The organism is Bacteroidota bacterium (genome assembly GCA_016713765.1).
GTDB lineage: Bacteria > Bacteroidota > Bacteroidia > AKYH767-A > 2013-40CM-41-45 > Pollutiaquabacter > Pollutiaquabacter aromativorans.
In genome coordinates, this window is the sequence record JADJON010000001.1 from 1,045,317 (window position 1) to 1,056,929 (window position 11,613).

The 11,613-nt window shown below is 52.6% G+C and carries 10 protein-coding genes and 1 pseudogene; 3 read left to right on the top strand and 8 right to left on the bottom strand.

Features of this window, described 5'->3' with window-relative positions:
- Positions 1 to 264: 264 nt before the first annotated feature.
- The 6 genes from IPJ96_04025 to IPJ96_04050 form a co-directional block, all read right to left on the bottom strand.
- The gene (locus IPJ96_04025; GenBank protein ID MBK7909517.1) at positions 265 to 1,476 is read right to left on the bottom strand and encodes an NADH-quinone oxidoreductase subunit D; all 1,212 of its coding nucleotides are present in this window, start codon (positions 1,474 to 1,476) and stop codon (positions 265 to 267) included.
- 11 nt (positions 1,477 to 1,487) lie between these two features.
- Positions 1,488 to 2,027, bottom strand: coding sequence for an NADH-quinone oxidoreductase subunit C (locus tag IPJ96_04030; protein MBK7909518.1), 540 nt, complete (start codon positions 2,025 to 2,027; stop codon positions 1,488 to 1,490).
- 2 nt (positions 2,028 to 2,029) lie between these two features.
- A complete protein-coding gene (locus tag IPJ96_04035) occupies positions 2,030 to 2,587 on the bottom strand; it encodes an NADH-quinone oxidoreductase subunit B (protein ID MBK7909519.1) in 558 nt (185 codons plus the stop codon).
- Between the two features lie 45 nt (positions 2,588 to 2,632).
- Positions 2,633 to 3,004 carry an NADH-quinone oxidoreductase subunit A gene (locus IPJ96_04040; GenBank protein ID MBK7909520.1) on the bottom strand — a complete coding sequence of 124 codons (372 nt, stop codon included), beginning with the start codon at positions 3,002 to 3,004 and terminating at the stop codon, positions 2,633 to 2,635.
- A gap of 358 nt (positions 3,005 to 3,362) precedes the next feature.
- The gene (locus tag IPJ96_04045) at positions 3,363 to 3,719 is read right to left on the bottom strand and encodes a hypothetical protein (protein MBK7909521.1); all 357 of its coding nucleotides are present in this window, start codon (positions 3,717 to 3,719) and stop codon (positions 3,363 to 3,365) included.
- Positions 3,720 to 3,785: 66 nt separating this feature from the next.
- Positions 3,786 to 5,024, bottom strand: coding sequence for an S-adenosylmethionine:tRNA ribosyltransferase-isomerase (locus tag IPJ96_04050; protein MBK7909522.1), 1,239 nt, complete (start codon positions 5,022 to 5,024; stop codon positions 3,786 to 3,788).
- A 66-nt stretch (positions 5,025 to 5,090) separates the two neighbouring features.
- Between IPJ96_04050 and IPJ96_04055 the strand changes: the two genes are divergently transcribed.
- Entirely contained in the window at positions 5,091 to 6,308 is a 1,218-nt protein-coding gene (locus IPJ96_04055; protein ID MBK7909523.1) for a TCR/Tet family MFS transporter, read from the top strand.
- A 145-nt stretch (positions 6,309 to 6,453) separates the two neighbouring features.
- Here IPJ96_04055 and IPJ96_04060 read toward each other — a convergent pair whose 3' ends face one another.
- Positions 6,454 to 7,254, bottom strand: a complete 801-nt coding sequence (locus IPJ96_04060; protein MBK7909524.1) for a helix-turn-helix domain-containing protein — start codon at positions 7,252 to 7,254, stop codon at positions 6,454 to 6,456.
- A 220-nt stretch (positions 7,255 to 7,474) separates the two neighbouring features.
- Here IPJ96_04060 and IPJ96_04065 point away from each other — a divergent pair.
- Both IPJ96_04065 and dinB read left to right on the top strand, forming a co-directional pair.
- A pseudogene (locus IPJ96_04065) lies at positions 7,475 to 8,521 on the top strand (IS481 family transposase).
- Positions 8,522 to 9,097: 576 nt separating this feature from the next.
- Positions 9,098 to 10,279, top strand: coding sequence for a DNA polymerase IV (gene dinB, locus IPJ96_04070; GenBank protein ID MBK7909525.1), 1,182 nt, complete (start codon positions 9,098 to 9,100; stop codon positions 10,277 to 10,279).
- A 140-nt stretch (positions 10,280 to 10,419) separates the two neighbouring features.
- Here the strand turns inward: dinB and IPJ96_04075 are convergent, their stop codons facing one another.
- Complete coding sequence (locus tag IPJ96_04075; protein ID MBK7909526.1) at positions 10,420 to 11,466, bottom strand: IS481 family transposase; 1,047 nt, start codon at positions 11,464 to 11,466, stop codon at positions 10,420 to 10,422.
- Positions 11,467 to 11,613 lie beyond the last annotated feature (147 nt).

Here is an 11,613-nt window from a genome sequence, read left to right on the forward strand (position 1 = left end):
TACTGATTAGGGGCGAATAGCGAATAGTGAATAGCGAAGAGTGAATTGGGTCGGATTGAATTTCTTTTACACAGGAAAGAATAGTCTTCTCTCTACTCTTGCCTTACAAGCACTTTCAAGCTTTTACTTATCCAAAAGCTAATTACGAATGACCATTTACTATTTACTGTTCGCTATTCGCTATTCACTATTTACTGTTCACTATTTACTGTTCACTGTTCACTGTTCACTGTTCACTGTTCACTATTCACTGTTCACTCCCCCTCAGGCATCCAACTCCCCCGCAATCACATTCATCGAACTCATGGTCAGGATGGCGTCGCTGAGGAAGCCTCCTTTGATCATTTCGGGATAGGCCTGGTAGTAGATGAAGCAGGGTCGGCGGAAATGCAGGCGGAAGGGCTGGCGGCCACCGTCGCTGACGAGGTAGAAGCCGAGTTCGCCGTTGCCGCCTTCGACGCAATGGTAAACTTCCCCGACGGGAACGTCCGTTTCACCCATCACGATCTTGAAATGATAGATGAGCGCTTCCATGTTGTTATACACGTCCTCCTTCGGAGGGAGATAGAAGGAGGGTACATCGGCATGGAAGCTGGTCTGGTCATCGAGTTTTTCCAACTTCTCCATTGCCTGGCGGATGATCGACAGGCTCTGCCACATTTCTTCCTCGCGTACCATGAAGCGGTCATAGGTGTCGCCGTTCACGCCGACCGGAATATCGAATTGGAAATCCTGATAAGAAGAATAAGGATTCATCACGCGGACGTCGTAGTCGACGCCGGCAGCGCGAAGGTTCGGGCCGCTGAAGCTGTAGGATAATGCCTTCTCCGCCGTAATCGGGCCGCAGCCGATGGTGCGGTCCATGAAGATGCGGTTGCGCATCACCAGGCTTTCGAATTCCTTCAGTCCGGCAGGTAGTTCTTTCAGGAGGTGTTTGATCTTGCGCCAAACCGTTTCATTGAACGGTCGCTCCAGGCCGCCGATGCGACCGATGTTGGTCGTCAGGCGGGCACCGCAGATCTCTTCGTAGATCTCGTAAATGAATTCGCGCCACTGGAAAACATACAGGAAGCCGGTCATGGCGCCGGTATCCACGGCGATCACGCTGTTGCAGACCAGGTGATCCGCAATGCGCGCCAGTTCCATGATGATGACACGCAGGTAGTCGACGCGTTTCGGGATCTCTGCTTTGATCAGTTTCTCCACCGTCATGTGCCACCCCATGTTGTTGATGGGGGAGGAGCAGTAGTTGAGACGGTCGGTCAGCGGCGTGACCTGATAAAACGGCTTGTGCTCGGCGAGTTTCTCGAATGCCCGATGGATATAACCGATCGTAGGCTCGGAGTCGATGATGATCTCGCCGTCCATTTTCAGGACGTTCTGGAAAATACCGTGCGTGGCCGGATGGGTAGGACCCAGGTTGAGGGTCGAATATTCTTTGGGTTCTTCCGTCAGCGGAAGTTTGATCGAATCCATGCGGGTGCGGTTCAGGACATCAAACGTTTGCGGTCATACTGGGATGGCTTGCGACCGAAGAGCGTGTCATCCTTGTCGTAACGGGTCTGGTCTTCCACCGGATATTCTTTTCGAAGGGGGTGATAGTCCATGTCATCCACGTTCAGAATACGCTTCAGGTTCGGATGTCCGTGGAATTTGTATCCGAAGAAGTCGAAGGTCTCACGTTCCATCCAGTTCGCGGCGGGAAATACCGGCGTCAGCGAATCGAAATGAATGTCGTGATCCGTCGTGAAGACTTTGAGCCGGATGCGGAGGTTGTTTTCCAGACTGTGCAACTGGTACACCATGCCGAACGGCTTTTCCGTGTTTGGAAGATGGATGCCCGTTGCAAATGTGAGATATCGGAAACGGAAGCGTTCGTCGTCGTACAGGAAGCGCACGATGGCAAGGACCATATCCTTCCGCAGGGTCAGCACCTGGAAGTCGTATTCAGGATGCGCCGATAAAACGGCTTCCCCGAATTTCTCCTGGATGGCTGCGATAACCTGATCGATCGTTGGTTTTTCCATGGTCATTCGATGCCGTAGCTGGCCAGGAGTTGTTTGTATTCGGGAGAATTGCGACGACGAAGCGATTCGTTGTGCACGAGTTTCTGAATGTTCATCACGCCTTCCAGAATTTGTTCCGGTCGGGGAGGACATCCCGGTACATAAACATCAACCGGAATGATGTGGTCGATGCCCTGCAGCACGGAGTAGCTGTCGAAAATACCGCCGCTGGAAGCGCAGGCGCCTACACTCAGCACCCACCGCGGTTCCGCCATCTGTTCGTACACCTGGCGCAGCACAGGCCCCATTTTCTTGGCAATCGTACCCATGACCATGAGCAGGTCGGCCTGTCGCGGAGTAAAACTCAGTCGCTCGGAACCGAAACGCGAGAGATCATAGTGTGAGGCCATGGTGGCCATGAATTCGATCCCACAACAGGACGTGGCGAACGGCAATGGCCAAATGGAATTCTTACGCGCGAGTCCTACGACTTTGTCAAGGGAGGTCGCGAAAAACCCCGGGCCTTCGAAGCCTTCCGGCGCTTTCGCGATCTTGATGTTGGAGGTCTGGATGTCGGACATTGACTTGGGATTTTGCAGGAACGATTTATTCAGCTTCCGCTGTCATCATTCCCACTTGAATGCGCCTTTCTTCATGACATAGAAGAATCCGGTCAGCAGGAGGCCCATGAACAGGAACATTTCCAGGATGCCGGTTACTCCCAGCGTCTTGAAGTTCACAGCCCAGGGATACATGAAAATGACTTCCACGTCGAACAACACGAACAGGATGGCAACCAGGAAGTATTTGATCGAGAATGGAATTCGGGCATTCCCCTTCGACTCGATTCCGCATTCGAACGGATCGAGCTTGACCTTCGATTTACGTTTTGGCCCAAGCAAGTGCGTAGCCACCAGGGTGGTAACCACGAAACCTAGGGCAACGATGAATTGCAGCAGGATGGGAAAGTAATCGGCAGGTTGACTTTGAGGATTCATGCTCCGGATTTCAGGCATTTAACAGCGAAATCGGTCGCAAAGTTAGGCTTTTTCACCGCGAGAATGAGGTTATACTGCTCTATAGATAGAGGTATTGAGCTATGAATGGACGTAAAACGGCTATCACTACAATTGATTATATAAAAATCGTTTATTTACTGAAAAATGAAATATAATTCCAAAATGATATTATAATATGAATATTTGGAAAACTTCCGAGGCCAAGTGTGAAGAAGCTCCTCAACTCGCAGGATTGATTAGACAACCTGAGACTGGATAATCGCCTGATCAACCTGCGATGGAGCAGCCGAAAGATTCAGGGCGTTCGGCTTGCTTTCAAAGGAGTCGGGTCCCAGAATCAATGCTGACAATCTTGCTGATAGAGTTCCTCTGTCTGATGCCGGTATACTTCCTTTTCCGTTTCATTCATCCGGAACTCCAGATCCGCTAATTGCTGATAATAGGATTCGTACTCAGCCAGAACGTTTCGGTTGAGATCCCGAAGGATCTCCTGAAATGCTGCTGAACGGAAGGAATAGGCATCCGGATACCGGGTCGGTTTTCCCGCGGCGGCGAGGTGGGTGCATTCCATGGCATGGAGCTTCAAGAGCACAGGCTGATAATCCTCCGGTGTTATGCCGCTATCGGTCGAAGTACAGGATATCAGGAAGAAGGAGGGTAGGAGAAGCGGCCAAAGTCGCAGGTAAGCTAACATGTCGAAAAGGTAGAGAGCTCCACCGGCTTCGGCGTTGCTTTCTTGTTCTTCCGAACCTGACCGGTGTCAATTGTTTTCATGAGCGGAATGCTTGCGCCACAGCAAGGAGGAGTCACCGTAGCTTAGAAACCGATACCCGACAGACAAAGCATGTTCATACACCCTGCGCCAATCTTCACCAATGAATGCTGAAACGAGCAACAACAAGGTGCTTTCCGGTTGATGAAAATTAGTCACCAGCCCATCCACCACCCGGAAGGAATACCCCGGCGCGATCAATAATTGCGTATGGCCGGAGATGGCAGTGCGGTTCGTCTCGTCCATCCGGCGAAGTAATGCCGTAAGCGCATCTTGTACCGGAACATCATTTTGCGCTTCATACGGTTCCCATTGTCCGATGCAAACTTCTGCTTCCGGCTTTCCAGCGAGGACGCGACACCCGAGCCAATAGAGACTCTCGAGCGTGCGTAAACTGGTTGTGCCCACCGCAATCACGCGTCCCGATTCGTGCGCGTGAAGCAAACGCTCGATCATTTCACGACGAACGATCAGGCGTTCCCGGTGCATGGGATGTTCCTGCATCGTCGGCGACTTCACCGGCTTGAAGGTTCCGGCTCCGACATGCAGGGTCAGCCAATCGACTCCGATACCTTGTTCGCGCAGTTTGGAAAAGACTCGCTCCGTAAAATGCAAGCCGGCGGTCGGCGCGGCAACTGAACCGGGGAGCCGTGCGTAAACGGTCTGATAACGTTCAGCGTCTTCGGGCTCCTCGTCGCGGTCCATGTAAGGTGGTAGTGGCATACGGCCGATCGCCTCCAGAATTTCACCGAACGTCTCCGGGCTGTTCCAATTGAAACGGACTATAGAGGCATCATCCTGCTTGTCGCCTTTGATCGCCTGTAATTGTATTGCTCGTCCCGCCAATTGGAGTTGCCATACCAGCGGCTCTTCGGGCTTCCAGCGTTTTGCGTTTCCGATCAACGACAGCCATTCGGCGGATCCGGTGACTTGCAACGCCTGCGTCGGATCGATACCGTTCGCTGGATCAAGCACTAGCAATTCGATCCGGCTTCCGGTTGGTTTGCGGTAGAGCAGGCGGGCGCGGATCACACGCGTATCGTTGAATACGAGCAGGTCATTCGGACTTAGGAAATCCGGTAAGTGCTGAAACGATGTATCGGTGATTTTACCTTCCTGATACACGAGCAGCCTGGATGCATCCCGCTCTGCCAACGGATGCTGCGCGATCCGGTCTTCGGGTAATGAATAGGTAAAGTCCAGTATGGAAATTTTGCGCGGGTCCATGGCGTGGGTTGCAAAGGTAGGGGTTGCCGGAAAAGTCCGTTTCTTTGCACGCCCTTCGCCTTGTCAATGACCTCCCCTTCCAATAGTAAAGCGCTTTCCTTCATTTTCATTACCCTCCTGATCGATGTGATCGGGCTCGGGATCATCATTCCGGTCTTGCCCGCCCTGATTGAACAGATCACCGGCGGGGATATCAGCGAGGCCTCCCGTACGGGCGGTTGGCTGACGTTCGCCTACGCGGCGATGCAGTTCCTTTTCTCTCCGGTAATCGGTGGCCTGTCGGATCGCTACGGGCGCCGTCCGGTACTGCTGGCTTCGCTGCTCGGTTTCGGCCTTGACTATATCCTGATGGGATTCGCGCCCACGATCGGCTGGTTGTTCCTCGGTCGCTTGATCGCGGGTATCACCGGCGCGAGCTATACCACTGCGGGAGCTTACATCGCGGATGTCAGCACCCCCGAAAAGCGTGCGCAAAACTTCGGACTGATCGGTGTCGCTTTTGGCGTGGGTTTCATCATCGGACCGGTGCTTGGCGGTTTGCTCGGACATTACAGTCCGCGCCTGCCATTTTTCGTCGCGGCAGGACTTGCACTGCTCAATGCGCTTTACGGCTATTTCGTTTTACCGGAATCATTGACACCTGAACACCGTCGCCCCTTCGACTGGAAACGTGCCAACCCGATTGGTTCTCTTCGTCACCTGGGTCGTTATCCTGTCGTATTGAGTCTGGTCATTTCGTTTGTACTCCTCTATCTGTCGGGACACGCTACCCAAAGCACCTGGACCTTTTACACGATCGAAAAGTTCGGCTGGAACGAACAATGGGTCGGTTATTCGCTGGGTTTTGTCGGCTTGATGGTGGCTATTGTCCAGGGAGGACTCATCCGGATCGTCATACCGAAACTCGGACAAAAGCGCTCGGTCTTCGTGGGGCTGACGTTCTATACGATCGGCTTTTTCCTGTTCGCCATCGCTACGAAAGGGTGGATGATGTTCTTGTTCGTGGTTCCCTTCGCCATGGGCGGTTTCGCCGGGCCGGCTTTACAGAGTATCATCACGTCGGCTGTACCGGCGAACGAACAGGGCGAATTACAGGGAGCCCTCACCAGCCTCATCAGCCTGACGTCCATCTTCGGACCCTTGATGATGACCAATCTCTTCTCCGTCTTTTCCGCCCCCGATGCGCCTGTCTATTTCCCCGGCGCCCCGTTCATGATGGGCGCACTGCTGTCACTGCTCAGCATCTACTTCTCGATGCGGACCCTGACGAAGCATGGACACTGACGTGTGTTTTTGGTTTCGAGTTCCGGGTTGGTAATTGGTAATTGGTAATTAGTAACTAGAAATTAGTCTTTTCTCTAATTACTAATTACTAGTTACTAGTTACTAGTTTCCAGTTTCTGATCTCCCTTCCCTCGTCCCTCGTCCCTCATTCCAACGCCGTCCGCATCGCCTGGATCTCCTGTTCGAGGCGATCGAATTTTTCGCGGAGGTCGTCTTTGCGGAGTTCGGTTTCGGGGAGTTCGCTGCTGAGGTAATTGCAAAAGCGCCATACTTCCCGGATCTGGTTGGCGGGAACTTCGAAGGGCGGATAGTTCGGGTTGAGTGATTTCAGCAGCAGGTTCTTTTTCTTCTTCAACTGGTTGTAAGCGATCTTGAACACGATGCCGTCGTCCTGCGTGAGCACGATGTAACCCTGTCCGTCCTTGATGTCGAACCAGTTCTCCACGTATTCGCCGATCACCCAGGCTTTGTCGGGAATGGGCAGCATGGAGTCGCCGCTGAGCTGGAACATCCGGTACTTGCGGTCGTTCAGCAGGATGGGCAACTGGAAGGTCGGCAGCTTCTTGATGAACTCCGGATCGGCATAGCCGCTTTGATAACCGGCCTTCGCCTTGATCGGAACGACTTCGATGTTCTCCCGGTTCTGGCTGTCGACCGTGGTCGCCAGTACGCGCAGGCGCGAGCCGGAGACGTACACGTCGTTGCCTTTCTCGAGTTCGGAGAGCTGGAAGTCGGACAGTTTGCTCAGGTCCACTTTCACCAGCGTGTCGATCGACAACTTGAAGTACTTCGAGAACCCGATGAGCATGTCGAGCGTCGGGTTCTTGATGCTCCCGTTCTCGTAGCTGTTCAAAGTCGAGCGCGTTACGCCCAGTTCGTTCGCGACGATGTCCTGCGTCCGGTTCTTCCGCTGACGGAGGATCTTGATGTTGGTGTTGAAGTACATGGGGCCGGGGTTTGGGGTTTCGGGTTCCCTACCTACGTTAAAGCTTCGGCAGGCAGGCGGGTTTCGCGTTTCGGGTTGTAAGGTGGGCTTATGACCGGTTATTAGTGATTGGATATTCGTTATTCGTTATTAGTTATTTGTACTAGTTAGTATTTAATCTGACAGATAAGGGTTATCTTTAGGATACGAAACATAACAATAACCCCTAAACTGTCAGACAATGAATACAGAAGCTAAGTTAATCAAAACCAAGTTAGGCTTGTTGAAGTTAGCCGAACAATTGGGTAATGTATCCCAGGCGTGCAAAGTGATGGGCTATTCACGGGATAGTTTCTATCGGATCAAAGAGTTGTACGATACCGGTGGGGAGACGGCTCTGCAGGAGATCAGTCGGAAGAAGCCGATACTGGCCAATCGGATGGATATAGCCTGGGGAGAACGCCATCGTACAGATGGCCACCGACTATCCGGCCTACGGTCAGCTTCGTGCATCGAACGAGTTGCGTAAGAAGGGGATTTCTGTTTCACCGGCCGGGGTACGGTATATCTGGATGCGGCATGATCTGGAGACCTTTGCCAAGCGTCTGAGCGCTTTGGAGGCGAAAGTGGCTCAAGACGGACTGATTCTCACCGAAGCGCAACTGGTTGCCATGGAAAAGAAACGGGAACAGCAGGAAGCCATTGGCGAGATTGAAACCGAACACCCCGGTTACCTTGGAGCCCAGGACACGTATTATGTGGGCAATATCAAGGGTGTAGGCCGGATTTACCAGCAAACCTTCATCGACACCTACAGCAAAGTAGCCTTTGCCAAATTGTATGACCGTAAGAACGCCTTGACGGCAGCCGATATGCTCAACGACAAGGTGCTACCATTCTTTGAGGAGCATGGCTTGCCGCTGCTTCGGGTACTCACAGACCGGGGTACAGAGTACAACGGCAAGCGGGAGAGTCATGAGTACAGTCTTTATCTGACACTGGAGGATATCGATCATAGCCGTACCAAGGCCCGGCATCCTCAAACCAACGGCATCTGCGAACGCTTCCATCGGACAATCCAGAACGAGTTTTATGCGGTTGCCTTCCGAAAAAGGTCTTTGGATCGCTGGAGGAATTACAGAAGGATCTGGATCAGTGGATAGAAGAGTACAACTGTGAAAGGACACACACCGGAAAATACTGCTTTGGTAAAACACCAATGGAGACATTCCTGGACAGCATACCCTTGGCGCAAAGTAAAATGCTCGATAAATTAGCAACCGGTTAAAAGTTATTCCGGGCGACGGATCCTTAAAAATCCGTCAGACCGGAAATAACTTTTAACCAACCCTGTCTGTCAGGTGAAGTTCTAACTATTACAAGTTATTGGTGATTAGGGGGTGCGTTCGGAGCCGGGAACTCCGAAATTTATTCCCCGTAATTACTATTCGCTATTCGCTATTCGCTATTCGCTATTCGCTATTCACTATTCACTATTCACTGTTCACTGTTTACTATTCACTATCCACTGCACTTCGCCAATCCCTACAAGAAGTAGGAATGCCCCACCGGAACCCCTTCCGCAAAGAACGCTGCCGGCAGCTTCTGCTTCCGGTATTGTTCGTCATAACAATCAGGTTCTCTCTGTTTCCAACTACGGACAGGTTCCGGTGAGTTTCCTGTTGCGGCACAAATATAATGACTATATTAAGATCAAACAAGTTGGTTGTTATACGATCATAACGGGGCTGGAGATAGGAGCAACTGGTAACTAGAAACTAGTAACTCCGAGCCCCTCGTTCCTCGGTCTCGGTCTCGCTCCTCGCCCCTCGCCCCTCGCCCCCCGTCCCTCGGTCTCGTCCCCATGCGCACCATCGTCCACATGGACCTCGACGCTTTCTTCGTCTCCGTATCCCGTCTGGAGCATCCGCGGCTGGTGGGGAAGCCGGTCATCATCGGCGGGACCAGCGATCGTGGGGTGGTCTCGGCCTGCAGCTACGAGGCCCGTGCCTTCGGCGTGCATTCGGCCATGCCGATCAAACTGGCGCGCCGGCTGTGCCCCGATGCGCTGATCGTACGCGGCGACTACGAACGCTACGCCCACTACTCCGACGTGGTCACCGAGATGATCGGTGAAAACGTTCCGCTCTACGAGAAGTCGTCCATCGACGAGTTCTACCTCGACCTCACCGGCATGGACCGCTTCTTCGGTTGCTACCAATGGGCGACCGAACTGCGGCAGAAGATCACCAAAGAGACCGGACTGCCGATCTCCTTCGGCCTTTCGCTCAACAAGACGGTCTCCAAAGTCGCCACCAACGAGGCGAAACCGAACGGGCAACTCAAGATCGATTTCGGTACCGAAAAACATTTCCTGGCTCCGCTCACGGTCGACAAGATCCCGATGGTAGGGGAGAAGACTTTCCAACTGCTGCGCAGCATGGGCGTGCGCGAAGTGCGTACCCTGCAGGAAATGCCGCCGCGACTGCTCGAACGCGTGCTCGGAGAAAACGGCATCACGCTCTGGAAAAAAGCCAACGGCATCGACAACTCGCCCGTGGAACCGTATTCGGAGCGCAAGTCCATCTCCACCGAAGAGACCTTCGACCAGGATACGATCGACGTCCGCTTCCTCGAAGCCCTGCTCGTCGGTATGGCCGAACGTCTCGCCTTCCAGTTGCGGAATGAGAACAAACTCACGGCCTGCGTCACGGTCAAGGTGCGCTACTCGAACTTCGATACGCACACCATGCAGTGCCGCATCCCGTACACGTCTTCCGACCATACCCTCATCGCCCGCGCCAAGGAACTCTTTGCAAAGCTCTACAACCGCCGCCTGCTCGTCCGCCTGATCGGACTACGGTTCAGTCACCTCGTGGGAGGCGCGCAACAGATCGACTTGTTCGAAGACAGTGAGGAGATGGTCCGGCTCTACCAGGCCATGGACCGCATGCGCCGCCGCTTCGGCGACTCCTCCGTCCAACGCGCCGCCGGCCAGGGCGTCGAACGAAGAAGGTTCAATCCGTTCAATGGGCAGAGGCTGTAGGGAGGGATTGGTAACTGGTAACTGGTAACTGGTAATTAGTAATTACTTGTAATAGTTAGAACTTCACCTGACAGACAGGGTTGGTTAAAAGTTATTTCCGGTCTGACGGATTTTTAAGGATCCGTCGCCCGGAATAACTTTTAACCGGTTGCTAATTTATCGAGCATTTTACTTTGCGCCAAGGGTATGCTGTCCAGGAATGTCTCCATTGGTGTTTTACCAAAGCAGTATTTTCCGGTGTGTGTCCTTTCACAGTTGTACTCTTCTATCCACTGATCCAGATCCTTCTGTAATTCCTCCAGCGATCCAAAGACCTTTTTTCGGAAGGCAACCGCATAAAACTCGTTCTGGATTGTCCGATGGAAGCGTTCGCAGATGCCGTTGGTTTGAGGATGCCGGGCCTTGGTACGGCTATGATCGATATCCTCCAGTGTCAGATAAAGACTGTACTCATGACTCTCCCGCTTGCCGTTGTACTCTGTACCCCGGTCTGTGAGTACCCGAAGCAGCGGCAAGCCATGCTCCTCAAAGAATGGTAGCACCTTGTCGTTGAGCATATCGGCTGCCGTCAAGGCGTTCTTACGGTCATACAATTTGGCAAAGGCTACTTTGCTGTAGGTGTCGATGAAGGTTTGCTGGTAAATCCGGCCTACACCCTTGATATTGCCCACATAATACGTGTCCTGGGCTCCAAGGTAACCGGGGTGTTCGGTTTCAATCTCGCCAATGGCTTCCTGCTGTTCCCGTTTCTTTTCCATGGCAACCAGTTGCGCTTCGGTGAGAATCAGTCCGTCTTGAGCCACTTTCGCCTCCAAAGCGCTCAGACGCTTGGCAAAGGTCTCCAGATCATGCCGCATCCAGATATACCGTACCCCGGCCGGTGAAACAGAAATCCCCTTCTTACGCAACTCGTTCGATGCACGAAGCTGACCGTAGGCCGGATAGTCGGTGGCCATCTGTACGATGGCGTTCTCCCAGGCTATATCCATCCGATTGGCCAGTATCGGCTTCTTCCGACTGATCTCCTGCAGAGCCGTCTCCCCACCGGTATCGTACAACTCTTTGATCCGATAGAAACTATCCCGTGAATAGCCCATCACTTTGCACGCCTGGGATACATTACCCAATTGTTCGGCTAACTTCAACAAGCCTAACTTGGTTTTGATTAACTTAGCTTCTGTATTCATTGTCTGACAGTTTAGGGGTTATTGTTATGTTTCGTATCCTAAAGATAACCCTTATCTGTCAGATTAAATACTAACTAGTACAAATTACTAATTAGGTTATTTGCAGTAACCAGATTCTATTCGCTCCTGCCAACACTAAAGCTTCGG